Origin of the sequence: Nitrospira sp., from assembly GCA_029194665.1 — a bacterium.
In the GTDB taxonomy this organism is placed as follows: Bacteria; Nitrospirota; Nitrospiria; order Nitrospirales; family Nitrospiraceae; genus Nitrospira_D.
The window spans coordinates 716979-742826 of sequence record JARFXO010000003.1; the positions used below are offsets into that span (position 1 = coordinate 716979).

A 25848-nucleotide genomic window follows, 5' to 3' on the forward strand; every position below is an offset into this window, starting at 1 on the left:
CTCATCCTAACATACCTAGGTAATCACGGAACATGAGAAGACCATTAGAGATAGATGAAAACCTTTTCATACAGGTTACGAGTCACACAACTGATCCTTACCGCTCATGGGGTACGAAGCCGACGTCGGCAATGGCAGCGGCTTGGACTGGAGGATAGGCCCCTTCGAATTTCGTTGGAAAGACGTACAAGCGCTCTCCGTCGGAAAACAGCAGCCGATACTCCTGTTCGGCATCGCTGCGCAGATACACCGTGAGCAGCGAGGATGTCGGTTGTTTATCGACCCGTGCCCAATTCAGTCCGAGCTGCGCAGGGACCACATACAGGCCGGCGGCAACCACGGCGAATGCGATATACGCCATTGACAGATCAATGAGTCGGTTCATGGTCTTGAACCGCACCACAACCAGTTCGAGTGCCGAGCTGCACAGCAGCAGAATCGCGACGACACCGATAATCGATAGAGCGATAGCCGAAGCGACATAGCCGAATGTGCTCAGGAGTGGGGCTATCACTAGGAGCGCGAGCAAGAACCATGATCCATACCGAACCAGGACCACGGAGAGCTTGAACTGAAAGCCTTCCGTCACGTTCTCTTGACTCCCGATCGCCGCGAGATTCGTCGTCGCCAGATATCCCAAGTAGAGCATCAGTAACAACGGCACCCAGCTTTGGCTAAAATAGGTCGCCGCCGGAACTTCCTCTAAGATCCATGAGGCTCCAAATTCTGAAAAATAAGCTTTCGTGTAGATCGATCCGGCGAGATAGGCCACTCCACTCATGGCCGCCAATCCGGCTAATGCTTTCGGCGTCTGCTCGATGAGTCGCCGAGTACCGGCTCGGGACGACCTGCTCCTGTCAGGATCGTCGCGGGACATGGATCACGAGATTGAACCGGGAATAATCGGCGAGTTGGAGAGGCTCGATTGTACGCCAGGGGCAGCCGCTGCAAGCAGGGAAAGGGGAACCCATGCGCATGAGCGAACGGATGGACGGAGAACAAGATCCCGATTCCTTGGGGATCGAGTATCGAGACTTCTAGCTTGAAAATGCAGCCAGAGCCTCTTCTTCCGTGTTGCACAATTGAATATTTTCACCATACACGCGGTTCAGCAGATTAAATCCACTGGCCTCAAGCGCTTCTTTGACCATCCCCTTCGCTGCGGCAATCTTCATCTCTCCGTGAACGTTGTTCAACTGCTTGCAGGCCAGAATCAGGACCCGGATGCCGCCGCTGCTGATATAGTCCACGTCAGCCAGGTTGATGATCACCTTTTTCGTACCTGTGTCCACGATCCTTTTCATCTCCTGGATCCCTTGTTCGGCCGTGGTGGCGGAAAGGCTCCCTTGCATCTTGACGAGGGTAACCCCGGCGTTCTCGTGAGAGGTCATCGTCAACGTGTGTCGGGTCTCTTGGTCCATGGTTGCACTCCTTTGTTCTTCGCCTCTTCCACAATCATCCCATTCACAGCGACTGTCCTATTCGAGAGGCCGCGACTCCCACAGTGTGCCTCATCATATCATCGATACTTTCTCTCCTTCCATCCGGACGAGACCCTCGACGGGGCGTCAACGATTCAACGAAGCATCGTACCTCGGCCAATCGAAGGGTGGATTAACCTGTCTCTCGGATCTTTGAGATGGCGTCCTCCAGCGTGGAGGCATGGAGGCTCATCATCAAGGCCCCACTCAGTTGGAGTACTGCTCTGACATGGTCATTCCCTCCACTCAGGACGACTCTCCCTCCCACTCGCGTCATGGACATCACGGCTTTCAGGATCACTCGTAGTCCAATGGATGAAATGTAGGAAATTCGAGCGAGATCCAGGACGATCTGCCGTTCCCCACGCTCGATATGTTCCGTCAGGATGCGCTCGACCTCCGGTGAGCTGTTCGTGTCAAAGCGGTTCTGCGGGGTGACGATCATCACATCATCGCTTCGGTGTGATATGACGCTCATGGCCATGCTCGTTGAGTCTTGCCCAGGTTGTGGCGACTTCCATCCACCTTCGAACATCCTGATTCCGGTTTGATCGGGACGTTTCAGAGGAGCGGACGGCTCAGATACGAGCTTCTTTTTCACTGTCAAGACGTTGCGCCCCACGTTGCGATGGTACGTCACCTCGTCAAACATGGAGCGCACCAGATGAATTCCCAAACCGCCGATCTCGCGTTCGTGCAGGAGTAGCGACAGATCCGGGGTAGCGACCGTTAAGGGGTTGAAGGGAATCCCGTCATCCGTCATGGTCAGGGTCACGCACTCATCGCGCACTTCGCCTTCCACCGCGATGGTGTGCTCTGTCGGATCATTCGGGAAGGCATATTGCACGATATTGTTGAGGAGATCATCCAGCGCCATGTTGAGTGTAGGGATCAACGGCTTGGCCCGTTCCCATTGACTCACATATCGCTCAAACGCCATCTGTACCACGGGGATGGCCGCCAATCGGTTGAGCATGGTCTGACGAAATACGCTGACCGCCACATCAGACGGGGCGACACCGAGATACCGTATCCCCAATATGGTGATATCGTCCGCCTGCGGAGCGTCACCGACAAAGGTCTTCACCGCCTTCATGACCTCACTGATCCGATCGACCACTGAAACAGCCATGGATTGGTCGAGAATCGTTTTCAACCGGTCCTTGCCGAACAGTTCGCGCCGTCTATTGTCGGCTTCGGTAACCCCATCGGTGTACAAGAAGAGCTCATCTCCCGGTCCTAATTGGATGAGGCTCTCCTTGAATGCGATGCCAGGCATAGGACCGACGAGGGGCCCGTCTTGAGCCGTCAACCACTCGAACTGTCCATCTCGTCGCTTCAGCAGAGGAGGATTATGACCTGCGTTCGTGGTAAGAAGGGTGCCGTTGCGGAGATTCAGGATGCCCAGGTACAGGGTGACAAACATGCAGCTCTCGTTCTCCGCGCTGAGCGCATCGTTCACATGGGTGACGATACTCGCCGGTGAGGGATCCGACGCCGCCCTGGTTTTCACCATGATCTTGGTCATCGCCATGAAGAGCGCAGCAGGGACCCCGTTGCCCGACACATCGCCGATGACGAAACAGAGCCGATGGTCATCGACCAGGAAGAAGTCGTACAAATCGCCTCCGATTTCCAGGGCCGGTTCGAGCACCGCATAGAGCTCCAGCTCCTTCCGGTCCGGAAAGGCCGGGAACCGGCGTGGGAGCATGCTCTGCTGAATATCCCGGCCGACGTTCAGTTCTTCCTGCATGCGGGCCTTCGCCGCCTCCACCAACGCCAACGAATCTACTAACCGCGCCTTGGCATCCTCGGCGGCCTGTTCGGCATTTTTCAGCGCCGTAATGTCTGTTGCAATGGCCACGATCCCGCCATCTTGTGTCTTCTTCTCGTTGATCATGACCCACTCTCCGCTGGAGCGGTATTGAATGTAGGGCCCGCGAGGATTGTGGTGCATGTCGAGACGCATTTTCACCCAGGAATCGATATCCCCCGTTGCGGCGGGTATATCGCCTCGTTTCGCAATGCGGCGAATGATCGATTCAAACGAGTCGCCGGGTTGAACCTCGGCACCAGGCTGAGAAACCACTTCGCGATACTTGCGGTTACAGATCACCAGACGGTCGTCCGCGTCGAAGAGCGAAAATCCTTGCGGGACGCTTTCGATCGCCTCGATCATTCGGGCATGGCTATCTCGTGCCAGACTTGATGCCTTCGTCACATGGCGATCAATGATGGCCAGGAGTGTCGAGAGCGATACCGCGACGACCGCGAGTAGATCCACCTCGATTCCCGGCGGCGCACTAGTCGTCATGTTGGAAATGTTGTACGTCGGAATCATCCCGATGAGGTGGGATCCGGCAAGCGCAAACCCCATGGCACTCGCCTTTTCCGTCACCCGCCAATTTCCGTACGCGATATTCCAGGCTCCGAGTGCGAGGACGGCGATACTCAGTCCTACGATTCCCGTAACCGACAGCACAAAGAGCAACACGTCATTCTGGAGATCGATCGGCTGGTGGACTGCCATCATGCTGGAGAAATGGGTCAGGGTCATGCAAGCACCCATCAGCATCCCTCCGGAGACGAGCCTCATTCGACCGTCGGCATGACTGCTGATCATATACACGGCCACGGCCCCTGTCGCCCCGGCGGACAGGAGGGAAAGAACGGCGAGCGCTGAGTCCTGGGCTGCTGAGACCGGCGGACAGAACGCCAGATTGCCGATGTAATGAATCGCCCATATTTCTAGACCGGCCGCGATGGCACCGATAGTGAGCCACCGGAACTTGATGGGACCCGCGTCGGAAGCGCGCATCCGCTCGGCAATGCTGAGGACGACGTAAGCGGCCGCGCCACCCAGCAGCATCGAGGAAGCGGCAAGCAAGGGATCACAGATTCCGAGCACGGTGAAACTCCACTTAGGTGATGTCAACGAGCATCATAGACATTATGGCAAATGCCGTGAGCTCCGACCATTGCGGCAAGGCAGATTCAACATGATGCGGGGCATCACCGACCATGAGTCAATGCACCGGTTGATCAAGACGATCCCAGCGAGGAGTCCGCGTGCCGGGATCAACCGACCAGTAGATGAACCGCACCTGACCCAGAATGTTTTCCTTGTTGATCGGTCCCAAGAAGCGGCTATCTAGACTCTCCTCCCGGTTGTCACCTAAGACAAAATAGGTGTCGGGAGGCACGGTCATAGGGCCGAGGTTATCACGGACGTTTCCGGCCATACTGGATCCATCGGTATGTTGCACATAGGGTTCAGTCACGGTTTTTTCGTTCACAAGGACCACCTGATTGCGGATGTCGATCCGATCGCCGGGAACCCCGATCACGCGCTGCAAGAAGAGCGTCCCACTCTCGTCTGGATAGCGATAGACGACTATATCGCCGCGCTGAGGCTCGGCTGCATGATACGCAGTCCTATGCGCAATCACATGGTCTCCCGGCAAGAGCGTCGGTACCATCGCCTCATTCGAGATCTGGAGCCGATGGGACTGTGCCCGCACAGCCGGCAACAGATCCGGCAGGCGGTCCGTCACAAAATTCCAGCGAAGCTCCTGCACCCTGGACGTCGGGACGAGGATCTCGCTGCTATATCTTCTGACCAACCATCTGGCTTCTGCAGCAGACAATTTCGAGGCATAGTATTGCGCGAGATGCTGCTCCCAGAAATTTGCCGGGGCCAGATCGAACAGCATCACTCTGAGTGAGCGCGCGAACGACCGCGCGATACGCTCCATCTCCGGTGAAGTGAACGGATCGGCAAGATCAGACTCGACCTCCAGCTGGCGACTGTACCTCGCAACATCGGCCTGGTCCACGATCGACTCGTACAATCGCTCCGACGCCACCTCAAGTTCGGCCAGCTGATAAAAAACGGTCTGCGACTCGCTGTCACGGTCAGATTGAGCCACAGGGGTGGCGCTACACCCCATCCAGAGTCCACCACAGGTTACAAGTAGACAGCCGGCAACGTGACTCGAAGATCTACCAAACATGCGGGACAGGCAGGAGAAAATCTTGATGCTCAGTCAAGGCTCCTCTCGTTCATGCGTCCCGGGAGGATACCGCACTGGACCATGATTGGAAAGCCACCCGGGTATGGCTCCGGGACGGCCTGATGAGCGGAGTCCTCGATAGGGACCGAGGAATCGTGGTAGTGGGAAACCGTCCACCACGCGAGTCCTAAGCCATGTTCAAAAAATTGATAGTGCTGGCCAAGCAAACGCAGTCGGTATGTAATTGTGGCCAAGAGGATTTACTCACAGGGGGAGCACGATCATGATCAATCGAAAGCTCATCGGCCTGGCTAGTCTCGCGCTGTACGCGGGGTTTCTGGTATGTCCAACGGACGGATCGGCTGAATGGTATGTGGATGCCTACGCGGGAGCCGTCTGGACCGAAAACGCGAACTTGACCGTGACCAGCACGTTAGGGACTACAACGACCTACCAGGACCTCGACGTCCATAACACTTGGACGGCCGGTGGCCGTGGGGGGTACTGGCTGGATAAGGGGAAGATGGACTGGCTTGGATTCGGGTTGGATGTCTTCTTCTTCGACCTCAAGACGCCCCCCGGACAACAGGTGGGCGTGACCGGAACTGGGGGCAGTACCACGATAGATGCCAATTGGAGCTTGCCGGCATGGGGAATCGGCTTCGACGTGCTCCGTCTGCGACTCCCGCTCCTTCGAGACGAACAATTCCTCCATGGGCGTGTGCAGCCGTACATCGCCGCCGGCCCTACCCTGTTCATTACCTACGCGGGCCAGAACACATTTGTTCAGCCGACTGGACAAAGCTCCACCGACGTTTCCGTCGGAGTGAAAGTCGACGCCGGCGCAACCTTCATGCTCACGAAACGAATCGGAGCGTTCGCGCAATATCGCTTCACGCACTTCACCGCTGAATTGAACTATCAGAACAACCAGCCGGCCCCAGCCACTGAAACATTCAAGACCACTTACGACTCGCACCATGTCATCGCAGGACTGTCCCTGAACTTTTGATTCCAAGGACAGGACCAAACTCCTCACCTCTGCTCGGCCCTGTATCAGACTCGATCATCGCGTGGCCGAGCAGGCCCGGGGGCGGAGTTTCTTAACCAGCTTGGTGAAAAGAGTCGGAGCAGGGTTCGTGGCTTGAGCGCCAAGTCTTGATACTGCCTCTCCCCAGCCATCACGTCCGTCACCGCTTCACAGAGAGGCTGCCCCAGTTGAGAAAACGCCCACGATCGTATTCGAGGAAAATCGTACAGCAGTCGGGCCAGCAATCGTCCTCTTTGCAGTTCCGGAAGGATCGTTGCAGTCAGTGAACTGGTATAGGCTTGTCGTACAGGCTCCTCTTCCAGAAGCCCGTCAACCAACGATTGGGCTGCCATCAGGCCGCTTCGAACAGCGAATGAAATGCCTTCCCCGGTGACAGGATCGGCAAAGCCGGCGGCATCGCCGACCAACAGGATGCGTTTGTCGGCGAACGGCCCTCGTCGCGGGCGGATCGGAATGACGAAGCCGTGTCGCTCGATCTGCGTGACGGGACCACAGCCAAGCAGGTCGAGATAGTGCGTCATCGCCTGTTTGAGGTCGCTCCCCCGCCGCACCATCGACAAGACTCCGATTGACAGATGCTGTTGCTTGGGAAACACCCAGGCGTACCCATGGGGAATCAATCCAAAATCGAATCTTGCAATCCCATGAAATGTGTCCAACCGGTCATGGGGCACCGTCGCTTCGTACTCCAGAGCCGGAATCATGACTCGTCCATCGGCGAGATCGATGGTTCGTGAGACTGTACTGAGTGCCCCGTCGGCTGCCACGACAAACCTGGCGCTCATCGAGCCTGTACCAGTAACGAGCGTGACGAAATCGCCGTGGAACAAGACTTTGTCTAGGGCGCACCGTTGGTGAACTGTAGCCCCCGCTTCTTGCGCAGCGGAAAGCAGAGCATAGTCAAACTGAGCTCGCATCGTCATCGAAACGATGGGAGTCGGTCGATGCGTTGTGAAGGACAATTTTCCAGGGAGAAAATTCAGCTGTGCTGTATAACAGTCCTGTTCGACGACATGACGCAGATCCAGCGGCAGCGCCTGCATGGCGCGCCCAACGATCCCGCCACCACAGGTCTTGTACCGGGGCAGAGCGGCTTTCTCGATGACGGCGACCGCCACGCCCGCCTTCGCCAGCCCCCAGGCCGCGCAAGCCCCGGCCGGTCCACCGCCGACCACAATGACGTCATAGGTGCGGTTCATGCTTTGCGCATATGGCCATTTCAAGGAAGGTAGAGAATTGTAGCTAAGTTTTCAATTCCTGTCTTCAATTGTGTTAGCCTGTGTGGAGCGTAGCGGGGAGATCGGGATATATGGTGCGTCTCGTCCTACTCTTGATCGTGGTTGCCCTAGTCCTTGTCGGACCGCAGCTCTGGACCAGGCGGGTCTTTGCCAAACATAGCACGCCTCGTGCAGACTATCCGGGAACCGGGGGAGAATTGGCCCGGCACCTGCTCAATCGGTTCGACCTGCAGCACATCACAGTTGAACCGACCGAGACCGGCGATCACTACGATCCTGTCGTCAAAGCGGTCCGCCTGACGCCCGCTATCTTCGATGGGAAATCCCTCACAGCGATTACGATCGCCGCGCACGAGGTCGGACATGCCATTCAAGACCACCTGGGTTACCAGCCGCTGGCGGAGCGCACCAAGCTCGTGCGGATCGCACAGGGTGCGGAGAAGGTCGGCGCGGTCCTGATGATGGGGATTCCGGTCGCAGCGGCTGTGGCCCGAACGCCGGTCGCGAGTGTCGTCGTCATGATGGCCGGAATGGCAACGATGGGGATCTCCACGCTGGTCCACCTCGTCACGCTCCCAGTCGAGTGGGACGCCAGCTTTGGTCGTGCCCTTCCCATACTCCGGCAGGGCCAGTACCTCTCGTCTGAAGATGAGCAGGGCGCCCGCAGCATTCTCACCGCCGCTGCGTTGACCTACGTCGCCGCCTCTCTCGCCAGCCTGCTGAACCTGTGGCGTTGGATCGCGTTCCTTCGGCGATAAGCCCAGCCTCTTCACCCACCCTCGCAACTAACGAACTTGATCCAAAGTGGATTTACGATCGTCGGTGATTGAGTCCGGGGAGAAAAGATTCCTGGCCCATTGTTTTATTGTCCGGTGGATTCACTACCCGTTCATAGTTCCCCTTTAAATGCTTTGTCGAGAATGGATGGCAGCAGCGCGGCGAGTTCGACGGCGGTTTCGGCTTGTAGCTTCTTCAGCGCGTCCACCTTGGCCTGCAAACCGTCGAGATAAGCAACAATGCGGCGCTGCTCACCAAGTGACGGAACTCGAAGGTTGAATTTCTTCAGTGCAGCGATGTTGAGATGAGGCGATGCTGAGCCTGTAGAAAGAGGCTGAATTTGTTCCTCTTGGATAAGCGGTGATAAGAGTTGGTGTAAGAAAAATCGAGGCGCAATTCGATTGCAATTTGGTCGTAACATCATAACTCGTTGCCCGAGACTAAAACGTTGTCCTGGAAGAACAAGGGCGCACTTTCCAGTACCGCCACCTTCGCGGACAAGAACAATATCGTCAGCCTGTGGTTCGCCGCGGACTGTCCGTTTTCGGTATTCGTCTTCATCGGTTCGCTGTGCACCATGAAGATTCAATTTGCCGTATCCAACATCGGGCGATCGTATGCATGGGACACCCGTTTCACTCAGCCTTGGGTTGGAGTGGAGGTTATCGATAATGGCAGCACACGCATCCTCTAGGGGGATGGTCTGCTGCGTAGATCTGGATATAATTGCCCGACGAGCGGTGGTCAGAAGTGCTTCTGCTTCTTGGGAAGCTTGCTGGTGTAAGAAGCGGGCTTCGGCAGCATTGGCAGCCAGGACTTCGATCCGCGCCACGATCCGCCGCTGCTCCGGAAGCGGGGGGAGAGGGATCGCCATTGCTAGCAACTTTTCCTCTTTGAGACGGTTTCGGCTTGTTGGGGTACCTCCGGTGCTCAAGCCCAGTGCATCTTCCCAGGCTGAGATACGACTAAAATATCTCCAGAGGTACTGCCCGTCAGCACGATCTTGCCTTACCATAAAACAAGGGAACTCGTTGGAGACATAGCAGTCGTGATTCTCTCTTGCGGCTATAGCAAATGAGCCTTTCCACGCGAAGAGACGGTTATAAACAAAGTCTCCTTCTTCAACTCGATAAACCTTGGCTGCCTGAATTTCTGATCCAGACTTAATTTCCTTTGTGTATAAACCTTCTGCGTACCAGTGAGCTCCCAACATCTTGTACGCAATATCTGAGCGAACAGACTCAGGCCGACTCACAGGCACAAGGACCGCACTGAGCCGCGTCATCGGCCACTTGCTCATGCCCCACCCTTCAGAAGACCTTTGATCTCACCCATGATCTCGGCGATGCGCAGTTCCTTCTTCAGAATGTCGTCGGCGAGTTGCTCGGGAGGGAGATGCTCGAAATCGACTTTCCCGCGCGGGTTCTTGATGTCGAGGTTGCAGCCGTTCTTGAGGATGTCGGCGGCGGGGACTTTCCAGGCTCGGTCATTCTCCTTCCGACTCTGTGGTGAGCCCGTCGAACCATTCCACCAGGCAATGCAGTCGGCGAACTCTTCGAATTGAATCGGCTGGGTTTTCGTATAGTTCTTCCGGCCTTCGGGAAGCGGCTGTTCGTAGTACCAGACGTGTTTGGTCGGACCGGAGCGGTCGAAGAACATCAGATTCGTTGGAATGCTCGTGTAAGGTGCGAAGACGCCGTTGGGCAAACGGACGATCGTGTGGAGATTGAAGTCCTTCAGCAGCTCTTCCTTGATGCGGGCGCAGACGCCGTCGCCGAAAAGCGTGCCGTTAGGAACCACGACACCAGCTCTGCCTGGCTTTGGCAATCGTTTGAGCTTGCGCATGATGAGCTGAAGGAAGAGTAAGGCGGTTTCGGAGGTCTGCTTGTCCTCCGGAAAATTTGACAGCATGCCGCGCTCTTCCTCGCCGCCGAAAGGCGGATTGGTCAGGATGATATCCACCCGGTCTCGGTCACCGATTTCCTTCAACGGAAATCGCAGACTATTGAGCGGATCGATCTGCGGCGTTTCCAGCCCATGCAGTAATAGATTCATCTGTGAGAGCAGATAGGGCAGCGGCTTGGCCTCCCCGCCCCATAGGCTTCTCGTTTGCAGAATCTCACGCTGCTGAACCGTCTTGCACTGCTTCTCCAAATGCGAGAATGCTTCGACGAGAAAGCCGCCGGTGCCGCAGGCTGGGTCGAGGACGGTCTCGCCCAATCTTGGATCAGTAACGGCAACCATGAAGCGGACGACGGCGCGCGGCGTGTAGAACTCGCCCGAATCACCCGCGGCGTCTCGCATCTCTTTGAGCATGGATTCATAGAGATGGCCGAGGGTGTGGATTTCGTCGCTTGATGAGAAGTGGATACCGTGCACTCTATTGACGACATCGCGCAGGAGATAGCCGTTGATCATGCGGTTGATCGTGCCGCGAAAGACTGTGGCGATCACGTCACGGCGATCACCGCCGGTTACGCCTTGCAGGCTGCGAAGATAGGCGAAGAGACCTGGGCCTTTCTTGCCGTCGGGACCGATGGCTTCGTCGTTGTTCACGAACTTGATCAGCTCATCACCGGTGATGCCGTCGGGTTTGGCGGCCCAGTCGCGCCAGCGATAGGGCGGCTCGATGGCGGGACGGAAGCGCTTGCCGGCGAGCTTCATGTCGGTCTCACGGATCTGCTCCAGATCGTCCAAGAACTTGAGGAACATGATCCAGGTAAGCATGGGCAGGCGGTCGAGGTCGCCGTTCAGTCCCTTGTCCTTGCGCATGATGTCGCGGGAGGACTTGATGAGTGAGCCAAGTTGTTGAGCGGTGGTCGGAGGTGCAGAGGGTTTCTTGGGCATGGCGGAATCTCAAATTTTAGATATCAGAACGCTTCACACTTGATTGACGGATGCGGTCGAGTTCGTCGAGGAAAGCGTCGCGCTCTTTACGCTCAGTAGTACGTCTGCGCACTTTGTCGTTCAAATGCCGCTGGCCGGAGATATCGGAATTCTTGAGTTGCTCGATCCAGCCATAGAGCTGCCGGGAGATGCTGAGGCAGCTCGATCTCAAATTGCCAATTTCAGATTTCAGAGGGGAGAAGCTCGGAATGCGGTCCAGGAGGCAGAGCATGGAACGGACTTCGCCGGACGATCCTCGGGCGATGTAGAGAAAGGCAAGGAGTTCGTTCGTGCTGCCGCGCTCAAAGCCTTCGGCGATGTTGTTCGAGACAGACAGCGCGGCTCGCTCCAATTGGTCCCGTAATCCAGCATGACCGCGAAATGCCTGATGCTCCGTCAGTGCGTATGTATCGCGAGCTAATCCAATGGCAGCTTGCCAGACAGGCAGGTCTTCGAAGGACTTATATTTCATGGTCGCCTGGGAGGATCTCAGATTTAAAATGACACATTTCAGGTAAGATCTGAGATTCAAAATACTTTATGCTGCATACAGCAAGGTTTGCAATTGATTGACGGCCGCTCGGAGCTGCTCCGGCCCGCCGAAGAATCCGGCTATCTCCACGACATTGCCACGATCGGAGATCGGCGGCACCTTGAGCACGTCGGGAATCACAAACTGGGCCGTGCCGTATTCCGCATACTTCTCCAACAGCTCCGTGAGTATCTCCTTTGCTTGCGGTCCGTACTGATCAAAGAAGTCTTTCTTTTCCTTCTTGAGCCTGTCTGCTCGTTCCCGTCTGGTCCGAAGTGGTGCATTGAAGGCCACATGGCAGAGCAGATCGAACGGATCGGCGTCCGGCTGACCGGCGGCGCCGGCCAGGTCGTCGAAGTCGATACCACGTTCGGCTAATCGCTGAATGATCTCCCCTCGCTGTTCCGGATCAGCCCATTGGGTTCGCAGATCAGAGGCGTTCCGATACAGTGTGCGGACTTTCTCCGCCGTGTAATCCGTGAATTTGACCACGCGGAGTTGTTTCCCATCCAGATCAAGCTCATGAACGATATGCGCGACAATCTCGACTTGCCCTCCGTCGAAGTAGTACTTGCGTCGTTCCCCTTCGCGATCATCTGAGATCTGCCTATTTGAAATCTGAAATTGATCTTCCGCCTCTGCCATCACCGGTTGCTCTTCAAGAATCTTGTTGGTCTTCGGTTCACCCGTCTCACTCATTTCTTCTTGCGTAACTGAGACCGGATCGCCGTCGAAATCCGGATCGGCAAAGAGACGCGTGGCCGAACCCGTATAATCCAGAATGTTGAAATAAAGCTTGCCGTAGTCGTCACGTACCCTGGTGCCACGCCCGATCATCTGCTTGAATTCCGTCATGGAATTGACCACGCGAGCCAGCACGATGTTCTTGCACGTTGGCGCATCGACACCGGTCGTCAGAAGTTGCGATGTCGTGAGGATGACCGGAGTGTCCTGTTCCGGTTCCTGGAATCGTCCGAGGTGTCCACGTCCGATATCTCCTTCTTCGGCCGTCACCCGGCAGGCATAGTCGGCATGCTGCTGTGTGAGATCGTCATTGAGATTGACCAGGGCCTGGCGCATTTCCGCCGCATGTTCCTGATCCACACAGAATACGATCGTCTTGTCGTAGCGACCGGTCTTTTTTAAAAACTCGGTCAGATGCCGCGCAATGGCTTGCGTGCGAGCCCGTAATGCCACCACGCGCTCGAAATCCTTCGTCTGATACTCGTCGTCTGGAATCGCTCGCCCATATCGATCAAGATCTTCTCGACTCGGCCGCCATCCAGCCGCGTCCCATGTGCTCACGACCCGATGCACTCGATAGGGCGCCAGAAAGCCATCTTCGATTCCTTGCCGAAGACTGTAGGTGTAGAGCGGGCTGCCGAAATAGGCATAGGTGTCGCGGGTCTCTTCCCGCAGAGGCGTGGCTGTCATGCCAAGCTGATAGGCCGGTTCAAAGTAGTCAAGAATCTCCCGCCAGTTACTCTCGTCCCTTGCGCTGCCCCGATGACACTCATCGACGATGATGAGGTCAAAGAAGTCACGAGCATATTCCTTATAAAGCCCCGGCCGCCGCTCATCCTTGGCAATGGCCTGGTAGATGGCAAAATACATCTCGCGGCCTTTGTTCACCTCGCCGTTCTCAATCTTCCATCGCGCATCGCCGAACGGTGTGAAGGTTTTGTCCTTCGGGTCATCGATAAGAATGTTGCGGTCAGCCAGGTAGAGGATCTTGGGTCGTCGGTACTCGCCTCTTCTGTTCCAGCGTGCCTGCCACAGCTTCCAGCAGACCTGAAACGCCACCACCGTCTTGCCCGTGCCGGTCGCCATCGTCAGTAGAATGCGGCGCCTGCTCTGCAAGATCGACTGCACTGTTCGATTGATGGCGATTTCCTGATAATAACGAGGACTTTTCCCCGACAGATGGTTGTAAGGAGTCAGTAACTGCTCGGCAGCTATATCGTCTCTTAAGTTTTCTCCTGTCCGTAGCCGGTTCCAAAGTTCCTTTGGCGTCGGGAAGGTTTCAAGACTCCGCTCCAGGCCCGTGAGAAAATCGAACTCCACAATGCCATGCCCGTTCGTCGAGTAGGCGAACTTCAAGCCAAGGACTTCGGCATAGTCTTTCGCTTGCTGGAGACCATCGGCCGGAGACTTGTACGCAGCCTTTGCCTCTACCACGCCGATGAGAAAATCTCTTGTGTAACGGAGCAGGTAATCGGCGCGTTTTTGAGGTCGTCGTCGGACCTTCTCTCCAACGAGAACGATGCGGCCATCGGTAAATGTCTTCTGCTCTGTGAAGGAATGTGGATCATCGTCCCATCCAGATTGGATGAGCTTCGGGAGAACCTGCTTCCGGCACGTATCTGCTTCTGTGATCATGCCCTCGGTAGCTGAAGAATGGGCTGCAACGCCGCCGAAGCTTACCCGTTTCCCTCTCGGAAATCACGTTTTTCTGTAGCGAAGAACTGATGGCGAATGGCATATGGGAAGTCGAAGCAACGTGGATCGTCAGACAGCAGGCGGCATACGTTGGGTGCAGATGCCCATCGAGACGATCTTACTGCTGCTCAGAAATGATAGGCGAGGCCGCCCATGAACCAATTGGTCCGGAGGTCGCCTTCGAAGCGATTGTCGGAGAACTCGGCCGTCGCTCGGGCATGTTTATATTCGGTGAAGAACGCGACACGCTTCGTCACAAACATTTTCGCACCGATCAACACATTGAACACCGGATACAGGTCGGTGTCGTCTTGCGGGGCGGTCCGTAGCAGCGAGAGTCCGAGTCCACCGCCGACTCCGACATAAGGCTGGACTTGTGATCCCGGATAGCGCGCGATGATGTTCACCGTCATGTGACTGACCGAGAGGCCGACGCCAGGGGTTCTGCCGTTCTGCTGGGTGATGCCCAGAATCGGCGCGCTGGTTGTGACGCCTTGGTCCGCGATATTCGCGTCGCTGTGCGAAAAGTCGAATTCCAGGCCGAGCCACCGTAGACTGCCGTTGAAGAGGCGCCCGACTTTGACGCCGAACGCCGCTTGGTTGTTGAGGTTCAGATCGTTTGCCGTTACCCCGCTGAAACTACCGGTTCCTCGAACATCAACCAGGTCTTGAGGAAATTGGTACCCGCCCTGACCGGCTATGTACCATTCGGCTCGGCTTGGCTCAGACCAGGCGAGCACCCACAAAGTCGGCAAGAGCAGCTGAGCAAACAGTGAGCGACGATGCACGACGCACCTCCCCTCCGACTTTACGAGAAGACTCCCATGCAGCAGGACAGTCATCCTGGATAAGGACAGCAACGCTGTCTACGGCACATGCTACAGTCGGATTTCGTGCAGTGTTCTTACAAATCTGGTCTTCCCAGTCTGCTGCGGAAGTATGAAACTCTCGTAAAAGGCTGGAGAAAGTGAGAAACCAATCGTGATGAGAACACTCAGGTAGGAATGTCGCGGGTGCCGTCGTAAGAGGCGCGGGATTGGAAGGAGAGCTTGACAACGTCGCCGTCTCGAACCGGCGAGTCTTCTGACCCGATCTTCTTGTTGATCGTAATGAGCGCTTCGCGGTTGTTGATGTACTGAAGCAAGGGGCCCAGTAGCACAGGGTTCGCTTCAATCAGCTGTTTCACCGTGGTCGGACCTGTCACTGGAATTTCAAGTTCGCTCTCCTCGACCACCGCGCGCAAGGTTTGGCCGAAAATCTGTATCGAAACCATCGGACCTCCAACGAGTCGAGCGAATATCTCGCTTCCAACAGTGAGCCACGCGCACTATACGCGATCAGCGAGTTGGACTCATCTCTGCTCATCTTCTGCCGCCCGATAAGCTTCTTGCAGAAGCTGGGCGACATGTTTGACCTGTACCGAATCTCCCACTCCGTTCTTGAGCTGGATCATGCAGGCAGGACAACTTGTCGCCACGACGTTCGCGCCGGTTTGTGTGATGGCGCGGGCTTTTCGGTCGAAAATCTTTTGTGAGGTGTCGTAGTCTTTTATGAGATAGGTTCCTGCGCCTCCCGCGCAACGGTCGGCATCCTGCATCTCCACGAAGTTGACCCCGGGCAATGACGACAGCACTTGCCGTGGCTCTTTGGTCACCCCGGCCGCCCGCAGATGGCAGGATGAATGGTAGGTGACGCGTTTCGTCGTCCCGTCGACTTTGCCCATATGAGGATGCTGCGGCGATCGCGCGACGAATTCCGAAATATGCACGACTTTCTTGGCCAGTTCTTCGGCTTGCTGTTGCTCGGTCCCTTCTGAAAACAGTGCGGGATAGTCCTTCAGCATGAGCGTGCAGGAGGCGCAACCGGTTACGACCGTTTGATAGGGTGCCAACGAGCGAAGATTGAATCGCGCTCCGTCTCGAACCAGGTCGGCCTGTCCATAGGTTTGAATGGGGGTTCCCGAGCAGCGTTGCGGTGGCAGTGCCGGTTCGACGCCATGTTTCTTCAACACCTCGATGACAGCGTCCCCCACCCCATCGTCGAAATAGTTCGCGGCGCAGCCGTGAAAATAAGCTACCGAGCAGTGCGGTGTGGATTCTGTTCCATCGGGGATCAAATGCGCATACCGTTCGCGCAAGTGCCGTCGGGCCAGATTCGGCAACACGAGGTCATGCGGCAAGCGTGCTGTGGGGGCTAGGACCTTCATGATCGGTCTCGTGATCCATTCCAGCAGCTTCCTGAAGAAGGGGCGATCCCACATGTACTGCGTGCTGCCCAGGAACCGCAAGCGCGATTCAAAGGCTCCTCCGCGCGCCTGCTGCCTGAAGATCCAACCGGCCAACCGGTTCGGATGTTCAGCCCGTTTCTGAAGAATCAGGTCAGATACATCCACTCCCGCCGGACAGATGGTGCGGCAGGATTTGCAATTCAGGCAGGCTTCTACCACCCGCTTGGAATCGAGATAGCTGTAATCTTTAGCCGTGACGATCTCGAACCAGCCGCGCGAGCTCATGTCCTCGGATTGAAAGACATCGTATACGGGGCAGACTGAATTGCACTTGCCACAGGTGGCGCAGGATTTGGAAAGCCTGGTGTAATCGATATGTTCGGTAAATGAGACCTCGCTCAACTTGATGCCGGGATTGAGCACATTCCCTGGGTCGAACGATTTCTTGACCTGCACAAAGAGATCGTAAAGTTCCTCACCGAACATGGTCTTGACGAACTCGGCACGGACACGGCCGTCGCCATGTTCACCGCAAATCGAGCCGCCGAACCGATTCAGCACTGTGGCATGAATTTCCCGATAGGCGCTCACCATCTTCCCGAAATCGCCGCGATCGTTCACGTCCAACAGGGGGACGATGTGCGCATTTCCATTGCCGATATGACCGAAGATCGCCACCGGCACCCTCTGCCATTCGAAAAACTCCTCCAAGTATCGGATCAGCTCGCTGATGCGTCCAGCCGGCACGACGACGTCGTCGACAAAATTGATCGGCTTCTTTTTTGGGTCAAATCGATAGAGAGTGGGATAGAGCGACTTCCGCGCTTTCCAGAGCTGTTCCCGACGTTCTGCATCGAACGCCAGCGTCAACTCCGCCGCCAGCTTGTAAGGCCGACAGACGTTGGCCATGGTTTCAGCCTGCTCTCGGAGATCGATCTCGATGGAATCGGCATCCAATTCGACCAGCAATGTTGCCGCCGCATCAGCTGGAATGCCATGCTTCCCTCGACCGATTAAGTTGAGCGTGTTGGCATCCATGACTTCCAAAGCGCTGGGCTGGAGCGTCAAGAGCTGGGGCACCGCCTCGCCGACTTCTTCAAGACTTTGGAAATGAATGAGCGCCGTCAGTGTCGCCTTGGGCTTATCGACCAGGGTGAGCCGGGCTTCACTCACCACACCCAGCGTCCCTTCGCTGCCAACGAATAACTTCGGGAGGTCGAACGAGCCCCGTGCGAGCCCGTCGGCCAGTCCAAAGAGATTGTACCCGCAACTATTTTTGCTGACTGTAGGCCGCTTCGCGGCGATCAGTTCGGCATGGGTCTGTGTCATCACGAGCACGTCACGCAGGGCCGGCACAGCTGTCAGGAGGCGCTCCAGCGACGGATCATCGAAGGCATAGGCTCGCGCCTCGATCCACGTTGCTGAGGTGAGGCACAGCCGGAGACTTTGGACATTGTCTTTTACCGACCCGTAGCGAAGAGTGTGAGGTCCCGAAGAATTATTGGCAACCATGCCGCCCAGCTTGCACATGTCCCCGCTCGACGGATCCGGCCCAAACAACAACCCCTGCAAGCCCAGTCGCTTGTTCAACTCCGCCAAGACGATCCCGGGCTGAACCCTGGCCCACCTCTCTTCCTGATTCAATTCAAGGATTCGATTGAGACGCGACACATCCAGAATGATGCCTGAGCCGATGGCGGAACCAGTCAGATTGGTCCCGGCTGCACGAGGCGTAAGAGGAATACCCCTAGTCACCGCGTAGGCAACGGTGGCAGCAACATCCTCTTCTGATTCAACAAGGACGACCGCCTGTGGAGGCACGCGATAGATGCTGGCATCCACGGCATAGGCCGTGATCGTGGGCCCGTCATCTTTGACTTTCTCGGCTCCCAACAGAGCGCGCAGATCATGGGCAACTGCGTGGGATTTCGTCGGCAAGATCAATGGGGATGAAGTCGTCATAGATAGTTCTGCATCTTAGCTCGCAAACACTCCGAAGAACCAGAGTCGTTGTCGGTCGCCTACAAATTCTTCTACAATGGAGAGGCCCATGGAACGGCCGATCTTATACGTAACCCGCCTGTTGCCACGCCCGGTGTTGGACTCAATCCTCGGCCAGTATCGGCTGCTGGCCGAACCGACAGATTTGCCGCCGACGGAGGAAGAGCTGCGTCGTGGCTTTATCGAGGCACAGGCGGTGATCTGCACCCTGACGGATCGTATCGATGCCTCGTTATTGTCCCAGGCTAAGCGATTGAAAATCATCGCCAACTATGCAGTCGGCTACAACAATATCGATCTTGCCGCCGCGGCTCGGCGCGGCATCATCGTTACCAATACACCAGACGTGCTGACCGATGCCACCGCTGATCTGACCTGGGGTCTCTTGCTCGCGCTGACGAGACGGATCGTTGAGGGAGATGCGTGGGTGCGAACCGGTACCTGGCCTGGATGGACACCGACACAGATGCTGGGCGCCGACCTGTCAGGGAAGACGCTGGGCATCGTCGGCATGGGACGGATCGGACAAGCGGTCGCGCGACGGGCGGCTGGGTTTCGGATGCCGGTGATCTACGCGGGCCGTCAGAGCGTTTGCAACCCACCCGGCAGCTCGTGGGTTTGGCGCTCCCTAGCCGAAGTAGTCGCGGAGTGTGATTGTCTTTCGCTCCATGTCCCGCTCACCGAGGGCACTCGGCATCTCATCGACCGACGCAAGCTGGCCCTGATGAAGCCGACGGCTTACCTAATCAATACGTCGCGAGGTCCTGTCATCGACGAATCTGCCTTGGTGTCGGCGCTTGAGGCAAGCACGATCGCAGGTGCGGGGCTGGATGTCTACGAGCACGAACCGACGATCCATGCCCGTTTGAGATCACTGCCGAATGTGGTCCTTCTTCCACATCTGGGATCAGCCACACTCGGGACTCGCGTTCGCATGGGATTCATCTGTCTCGACAATATTGCAGCCGTATTAGGAGGCAGACCGGCGCCGAATCGAGTGAACTAGGGTGTGATCGGGGAATGGGGCCGAACTTTACGGTGCATACCGAAAACCGTCGTTCCTTCCCCCTGGTCTGCCCATTAATGCCGTCAGTCGCTGTGGGACGTCATGAAACGAAGGAATAGATTGGTAGGCGTGCACGGCCTTTTCCCACTGTTCCTCTGCTTCATACAGGAAGCCCAACTCGTAACGAATGGCCTGCCCCTTGGCCCCTTGGCAACGAGGATCAGCCGAGACCGTTTCCAGCTCTAGAATTGCTTGAGCGATGAGATGCTCCTCTTTGAGACAGACTGCCGTCATTAACGCAGAATCGAGATAAAACGAGTCGCTGTTCATCGACACCTGAAACGCTTCTCTTGCCTCCTCGTACAATCCCATGTTCTTGTACGCCACGCCCAACGCATACTGCGCCTCATAATCAGGCGGCGGCTCCTTTGTTGCCGGCTTAGGAGGAGTGAGTGGTTCGTCGGGAACAGCCGATTCCACGGCAGTCTGAATGACGGAGGGCTCGGCCGAGTATGAAACCGACAATGCTGGGTCTTCGGCCTCTTGCATCTCGTTGATCCCTGCAAAAGGACCGATGTCGTCCGGCGCAGCACCTGTCAGCGAGAATTCCGAGTCTTCCCGAGCCTGATCACCTGGACTGGTCGATTGCATAGCTTCTGAATGAACCGGAAAAGATTGATCATCACTTGCCAAAGCAGATACGAAGTCCGACGACGTTTCCGGCACTGACTCATTTTGAGCAGGCCCGTTCTGATCTGCCGTGGATCCTCTCCCCATCCTCGTCGCCAGCCGATTCACCAATGTCTCATCCCCGGACAGTGATCGTACCTTTTCGAAGAGCTCTTCATGCAGACTTTCCATGCCGGGCTCGGGATGCTCCAACAAGAGTTCGATGGCCTTTGCATAGTGCTCTGCGGCTCCTCCGCGATCACCTTGCTCTTCGCGCAGTTCCCCGTTCAGTTCCAGTAAGGGCACGGAGTTCGGATCAACAGCCAAGAACTCCTGAATCAACGATTCAGCAAGAGCGATATCATGCGCCCGCAGCGCTGCGCCGGCCAAGAAGCGATATTCCCCCAGCGCCACTTGCACATCCCCTCGTTGTAAATGCAATCGAGCCAGGAGTTGACAGACTTGGGGGTTCCCTGGTTCCCTGGTGAGCATTTGGTTCAGGATCGCTTCCGCACCGGCATACTGCTTTTCGTCGATGCGCCGAACTGCCTCAGCCAGCAAATCAACCGGTTCGGATGGTTTCTGCACCGGCGGGGTGGATCCTGGTTTGACCGCTTTAATCGACGCGGTTCCACCCTTCTTCATGCTATCCACGAATTGAGCCGCCTCGTTGTTCGCAGGATCGATCCTGAGAGCTGCGAGATAGGCGTCTTTCGCCTCATCGTACCGCCCTTGCGCCGATCGTTCTCGGCCCAACTGGAGATACACTTTGGTCGCTTCATCCCCATGGTTTTCCTGGACACAGAGTTCGGCGACGCGCTGCTGCGCGTCGAGATTCGATGGATCATGAAGAACGATCTTCTTGTAGATTTCGAGCGCGTCTTTTCCCCGACGTCCTTTTAGGTAGGACTTCCCTAAGGTGAGGTAATCCTGGACGGCACTGCTGATGAGTCCACGTTCGACGTTCAGATCTCCAAGGTGGCGATAGACTTCGTACCGGGAGGGATCGCATTTAAGGACTTTCTTAAAGGCAGCAATTGCCTTAAGAGTAGCGCCTTCGGCCCGGAAGGCCGAGGCCGCTTGCAAGAATGCAGCGGCCGCTTCCTCCGGAGCGTTTCGCTTCAAGTGCAAATCACCGATCGTATTATGAACGGTGCCGTCGGCGGGGGTTTCTGTGGCCAACCTCTTCCATTCGGCGATGGCCGCTTCGTACTGTCCGCGGGACGCCAGGAACTGCGCTTGTTGAAGGACTCGACTTCGATCCGATGGCACAACAATACCTCCAGGAACAGAACAGCCAAAAACTAACAGTGTCAATGGTTTTTGTCTAGGAAATGGCTGAATCAGACGGTGCGCACGTCAGTAGAAGCGCCGAGCACTCTTGTCGAATGATCGGCCCTTCTACCGAGCCAAATGGAAGATATGATGACTTAGGACGCGGCGATCGCCGCCTTGAGCACATTGGCCGCTTGAGGACCCTTGGCTCCCTGCACGATGTCAAACTCGACGTTTTCCCCCTCCTTGAGAGTCTTGAAACCTTCTCCTTGTAAAGCGGAGTAGTGGACGAAGACGTCTTCTCCGCTATCCAGCCGGATGAATCCAAACCCTTTTCGATCGTTGAACCACTTGACCGTTCCTTTTGTCTTCACAGAAGCCCTCCTTTTGTCAACAACTACGATTGGTTACGTAGCGACTCCACTCAATCGACCCTGTATTACAATTGCAACCAGATTGGGCAAGAATCGGGATAGTTGATGGGACGGGCATCTGTAAGGAATGGTGCATCGCTCACGGAACCCATCATTTGAGGGAAAGTCGCGCTGCATGTAACATAGGCATCAAGCTGTGTCAAGCGAATCTTTGAGGTGAAGACTTGCTCCCGTGTTTACAGGGAAGAAGGATTCACCTTATAGTATTCACCATCTCTCCGGTCCTGACATTCTGTGATCTTACGAACGCTGCTTGATCGCTACATTTTCGCGGAACTGCTCTCTCCGTTTGGTCTCAGCCTCGGCGCGCTCTGCTTTGTCATGTTGACCAAGGAACTCTTGCGTCTTGTCGAACTGTTGGTCTCCAAGGGGGTCGGTTTCTGGGCAGTTCTCAAAGTGATCGCCATGTTGCTCCCTTCGGGCCTCGTGCTCACCCTTCCGATCGCGGGCCTGATCGCATCGGTTACCGCATTTGGTCGGTTGTCCTTTGACAAGGAACTGATCGCTATGCGCGCAACCGGGCTCAGCCTGTTTCGTCTCTCGCAGCCGGTACTCCTCTTCTCGGTGTGTGTCTTTACGCTGACATTGGTATTGTCTCAATGGGGGCAGCCATGGAGTTCCCTGAACCTGAAGAAGGTCGCGCTGAATCTGCTGAAAGATCAACTCGCCCTCGCCTTGGAACGTGGGACCTTCAACGAGCCGATTCCGAATATGATGATCTATGTCCCAGAAGGTGAGCAGGGACGTCCCGCTCCCGGTATCTTTATCTCGGATGAACGCTTACCGCATGAACCGCGAGTCATCGTGGCGGAGCAATACCACATCTTCATGGATTCTGAGCATGACCACGTCGCACTCAGGTTGGAGAACGGCATGATTCATAGCAGGCCACCCCAGGTCGATCAGTCCCAACGGATTGCGTTCACGCGCTACGATATCAAGATCAACCTGAACCTCAGCAGCTACTCTGCGACAGAGGAACGTCCGTCCTATGATCAAATTATGTTACGCCTCGCAGAAACCGGCGGCAAAGATGCCGGCGCGCTTCGCCGCCTCATGGAATATTACAAAGACCTGGCGTTCCCAACCGCATCGCTTATATTCTGTCTATTGGGAGTCCCGGTCGGAATCGTGTCGAAACGGTCCGGTCGTGTGGGCGGATTCGCCGTGGGTGTGGGCATCATCATTGCCTTCTATATTCTGAATGTCGGCTGCGATTTCCTGGTGACGGCCTTGATCCTGCATCCCTTTTGGGGCGCCTGGCTGCCCAATGTCATATTCCTTGTGATCACCATCGTGCTCTTCTTACGGATGAGCAAACGCTAGCATCATGACGATTCTATTTCGGTATATCCTCTTCGAGTACATGAAAATTTTTGGAATCTGCTTTTCCGGCTTGGTGACGATCTACGTGGTCATTGATTTTTTTGAAAAAGTCCGAAGGTTTCTTCGGTTTGAGTCCGGCATCCTCCCTATCCTGACGTACTTTGCGTTGAAGATCCCTTCAATTTCCTTTCAAGTCGCCCCCTTCGCCATTCTCGTAGCGACCCTACTGACGATCGGTCTTCTCTCCCGCAGCAACGAAATCACCGCGATGCGCAGCTGCGGGATCAGTTTGTTGTGGATGACGTCGCCGTTTCTCCTGTTTTCCACCGGCGTGGCTGTCATTCTCTTTCTTTTCAGCTCGACCGTCATTCCGCTCGCCTCGGAGAAAGCCGAAGAAGTCCGGGTGGTCCAAATCGAACAAAGACCGGCTCCTGTCACCGTCAAAGCCGTCCAGCCCTGGGCCCGAATCAGCGCCGACGGCCTGATGGAAGTCAATGAGATCGATGCCGCAGGCACGGTCCTTCGAGGTGTACGAATCTTTTATTTTCGTCCGCCGTTTAAGCTCGATCGGATTACAGAAGCGGCTGAAGTCCGCTATACTCCTCAGGGCTGGGTCCTGCTGAACGGAAATCACCGTCGATTCCATTCGGACGATACCGTCGAGCTGGCTCTGTTTACGGAACAGACGATCAACATTCCATTGATTCCCGATGATTTTTCTTCCTCACTTGTGGGGAACTCAGAAACCATGACGTTTCGGGAAATCCGAAATTACCTCGCGCGCTTTCAACACGAAGGTTTCTCGTTCGCTCGCCTGCTGACGGATTACTACGGCCGTGTCGCATTCCCATTAGTGACCGTCGTGATGATGCTCGTCGGGATTGCGCTCAGTTTGCGTCGAAGCGGAGTCCGCGGTGGAAGTATGGCCATGGGTATCGGACAAGCGTTCATCATCGGATTCTGCTACTGGACGACCCACTCCGTCGCCATCGCGCTAGGACGAGGAGGCGCTTTGGCTCCCATGCTGGCCGGTTGGATGGCCAATGCGCTGTTCCTCAGCTTCGGGCTGTATCTATTATTGAAAGTTAGGCATTAAAGAGAGGTTTCCTAGTTGACTGTACATCGGTCTTCCGGTAAGAAAGGCGCCGTGTGCGCCCATAAGGAGGGAGAAACATGGCCTCGCGCGTGGTAATTACCGGTCTTGGGGTAGTATCTCCCATCGGGATCGGCGTCAGTGAATTCTGGAAGGCAGCCCTCGCGGGCCGTTCTGGGATTACCGCGATCCCTTCCCTAGGGTGGTTTCCCATGTCCGGCTATCGTTCGCGAGTTGCAGGACAAGTCCACAATTTCTCACCGGAGCAGTATTTGCCGACGACACAATCGAGTCGCGTGGATCGTTACGCGCAATTCGCCTTGGTCTCCACGAAGGAAGCGCTCGCCGATGCCGATCTAAGCATGGCCAAAGAGGCTCCCCATCGCGTCGGCGTCATTGTCGGAGCCGGTATGGGCGGGATGGTGATGGGAGAGCGCGAAATTACGCAGCTCTTTAAGACTCAACGACCCCATCGCGTCCATCCCAATTTCATTCCTACGATCACGCTGAATTCCGCCTCGGGCATCGTCGCGATGGCACACGGCGCCAAAGGACCGAACCTCACGATCTCGACGGCCTGCTCATCCAGTGCCCATGCCCTTGGTCAAGCCCTTCAATGCATTCGCAGCGGTCAAGCCGATGTCATGATCGTCGTCGGAGCCGACGCGAGCATTACTCCGTTGGTCTTTGCCGGATTCTGTTCCTTGCGCGCGCTTTCCAGCGAGTTTAACGATGCTCCGGAACGAGCCTCGCGCCCCTTCGATCGACGCCGTGATGGATTCGTCATGGGAGAGGGGGCTGCCGCATTAGTCGTAGAATCATGGGCGCATGCCAAGAAACGGAAAGCGAGAGTCTATGCTGAGCTTGCCGGATATGCTGCGACCAGCGAAGCCTATCACATGGTCATTCCGCAGGAAGATGGTCAGGAAATCTCCATGACCATGAAGATCGGTCTAGATTCTGCCGGCATCGGTCCCGATCAGGTCGACTACATCAACGCCCATGCGACCTCCACGACGATCGGCGATGCCGTTGAGACCAAAGCGATCAGGAGTCTGTTTAAGAATCGCGCGGACAAAATCGCCGTCAATGCCACGAAGTCGCTGATCGGCCATACCCTGGGGGCGGCAGGCGCGATCGGCGCTGTAGCAACGACTCTTTCAATTCACACCGGACAAATTCATCCCACTGCGAATTATGAGGAACCGGATCCAGCCTGCCAGTTGGATGGGATCCGGCATGCCGTGCAGGAACGAAAGGTTCGTTACGCCCTCTTGAACGCATTCGGATTCGGCAGTAACAATGCCACGGTAGTCTTGAAACAATTTGTGGCATAAGCATAGATGAACTCGAGGACCACTCGCGGAATTCACATGCGAAACGCCTCATTCCATTTGTAA

General features: G+C 56.1%; 20 protein-coding genes. 6 read left to right on the plus strand and 14 right to left on the minus strand.

The genetic code is table 11. The features are described from left to right. Positions 1 to 97: 97 nt before the first annotated feature. The 4 genes from P0119_12840 to lepB all read right to left on the minus strand — a co-directional run bounded on the left by P0119_12840 (position 98) and on the right by lepB (position 5431). The gene (locus P0119_12840) at positions 98 to 877 is read right to left on the minus strand and encodes a hypothetical protein (GenBank protein ID MDF0666944.1); all 780 of its coding nucleotides are present in this window, start codon (positions 875 to 877) and stop codon (positions 98 to 100) included. A 160-nt stretch (positions 878 to 1037) separates the two neighbouring features. Beyond that, entirely contained in the window at positions 1038 to 1421 is a 384-nt protein-coding gene (locus P0119_12845) for an STAS domain-containing protein (protein ID MDF0666945.1), read from the minus strand. Between the two features lie 193 nt (positions 1422 to 1614). Further along, complete coding sequence (locus P0119_12850; GenBank protein MDF0666946.1) at positions 1615 to 4389, minus strand: anti-sigma factor antagonist; 2775 nt, start codon at positions 4387 to 4389, stop codon at positions 1615 to 1617. Between the two features lie 118 nt (positions 4390 to 4507). Further along, positions 4508 to 5431 carry a signal peptidase I gene (lepB, locus tag P0119_12855; protein MDF0666947.1) on the minus strand — a complete coding sequence of 308 codons (924 nt, stop codon included), beginning with the start codon at positions 5429 to 5431 and terminating at the stop codon, positions 4508 to 4510. A gap of 346 nt (positions 5432 to 5777) precedes the next feature. On the opposite strand from lepB, the gene P0119_12860 reads away from it, so the two are divergent. Next, entirely contained in the window at positions 5778 to 6506 is a 729-nt protein-coding gene (locus P0119_12860; GenBank protein ID MDF0666948.1) for an outer membrane beta-barrel protein, read from the plus strand. Positions 6507 to 6550: 44 nt separating this feature from the next. Here the strand turns inward: P0119_12860 and P0119_12865 are convergent, their stop codons facing one another. Next, entirely contained in the window at positions 6551 to 7744 is a 1194-nt protein-coding gene (locus tag P0119_12865; protein MDF0666949.1) for a geranylgeranyl reductase family protein, read from the minus strand. Positions 7745 to 7854: 110 nt separating this feature from the next. Between P0119_12865 and P0119_12870 the strand changes: the two genes are divergently transcribed. Then, positions 7855 to 8541, plus strand: a complete 687-nt coding sequence (locus P0119_12870) for a zinc metallopeptidase (protein ID MDF0666950.1) — start codon at positions 7855 to 7857, stop codon at positions 8539 to 8541. 131 nt (positions 8542 to 8672) lie between these two features. Here the strand turns inward: P0119_12870 and P0119_12875 are convergent, their stop codons facing one another. The 7 genes from P0119_12875 to P0119_12905 form a co-directional block, all read right to left on the minus strand. After that, a complete protein-coding gene (locus P0119_12875) occupies positions 8673 to 9860 on the minus strand; it encodes a restriction endonuclease subunit S (protein MDF0666951.1) in 1188 nt (395 codons plus the stop codon). Further along, a complete protein-coding gene (locus tag P0119_12880; protein ID MDF0666952.1) occupies positions 9857 to 11407 on the minus strand; it encodes a class I SAM-dependent DNA methyltransferase in 1551 nt (516 codons plus the stop codon). Before P0119_12880 ends, P0119_12875 begins: the two co-directional genes overlap by 4 nt. Before the next feature lie 16 nt (positions 11408 to 11423). Further along, positions 11424 to 11918, minus strand: a complete 495-nt coding sequence (locus P0119_12885; protein MDF0666953.1) for a four helix bundle protein — start codon at positions 11916 to 11918, stop codon at positions 11424 to 11426. A gap of 66 nt (positions 11919 to 11984) precedes the next feature. Next, the gene (locus P0119_12890) at positions 11985 to 14357 is read right to left on the minus strand and encodes a DEAD/DEAH box helicase family protein (protein MDF0666954.1); all 2373 of its coding nucleotides are present in this window, start codon (positions 14355 to 14357) and stop codon (positions 11985 to 11987) included. A 188-nt stretch (positions 14358 to 14545) separates the two neighbouring features. After that, positions 14546 to 15205: an outer membrane beta-barrel protein gene (locus P0119_12895; protein MDF0666955.1), complete on the minus strand. Its 660-nt coding sequence runs from the start codon at positions 15203 to 15205 to the stop codon at positions 14546 to 14548. Between the two features lie 206 nt (positions 15206 to 15411). Beyond that, complete coding sequence (locus tag P0119_12900; protein MDF0666956.1) at positions 15412 to 15690, minus strand: MoaD/ThiS family protein; 279 nt, start codon at positions 15688 to 15690, stop codon at positions 15412 to 15414. Between the two features lie 78 nt (positions 15691 to 15768). Beyond that, positions 15769 to 18606, minus strand: a complete 2838-nt coding sequence (locus P0119_12905) for an FAD-binding and (Fe-S)-binding domain-containing protein (protein MDF0666957.1) — start codon at positions 18604 to 18606, stop codon at positions 15769 to 15771. Between the two features lie 88 nt (positions 18607 to 18694). On the opposite strand from P0119_12905, the gene P0119_12910 reads away from it, so the two are divergent. Beyond that, positions 18695 to 19651 carry a D-glycerate dehydrogenase gene (locus P0119_12910; protein ID MDF0666958.1) on the plus strand — a complete coding sequence of 319 codons (957 nt, stop codon included), beginning with the start codon at positions 18695 to 18697 and terminating at the stop codon, positions 19649 to 19651. Positions 19652 to 19678: 27 nt separating this feature from the next. Here the strand turns inward: P0119_12910 and P0119_12915 are convergent, their stop codons facing one another. Together P0119_12915 and P0119_12920 are read right to left on the minus strand one after the other, a co-directional pair. Further along, a complete protein-coding gene (locus P0119_12915) occupies positions 19679 to 21592 on the minus strand; it encodes a tetratricopeptide repeat protein (GenBank protein MDF0666959.1) in 1914 nt (637 codons plus the stop codon). A 158-nt stretch (positions 21593 to 21750) separates the two neighbouring features. Then, positions 21751 to 21969: a cold shock domain-containing protein gene (locus P0119_12920; GenBank protein MDF0666960.1), complete on the minus strand. Its 219-nt coding sequence runs from the start codon at positions 21967 to 21969 to the stop codon at positions 21751 to 21753. A 294-nt stretch (positions 21970 to 22263) separates the two neighbouring features. Here P0119_12920 and P0119_12925 point away from each other — a divergent pair, with 294 nt between their 5' ends. The 3 genes from P0119_12925 (at position 22264) to fabF (ending at position 25785) form a co-directional block, all read left to right on the plus strand. After that, positions 22264 to 23355 (plus strand): LptF/LptG family permease, encoded by a 1092-nt coding sequence (locus tag P0119_12925; protein ID MDF0666961.1) that lies wholly within the window; start codon positions 22264 to 22266, stop codon positions 23353 to 23355. A 4-nt stretch (positions 23356 to 23359) separates the two neighbouring features. Then, entirely contained in the window at positions 23360 to 24451 is a 1092-nt protein-coding gene (lptG, locus tag P0119_12930; protein MDF0666962.1) for an LPS export ABC transporter permease LptG, read from the plus strand. Between the two features lie 77 nt (positions 24452 to 24528). Then, complete coding sequence (gene fabF, locus P0119_12935; protein ID MDF0666963.1) at positions 24529 to 25785, plus strand: beta-ketoacyl-ACP synthase II; 1257 nt, start codon at positions 24529 to 24531, stop codon at positions 25783 to 25785. Positions 25786 to 25848 lie beyond the last annotated feature (63 nt).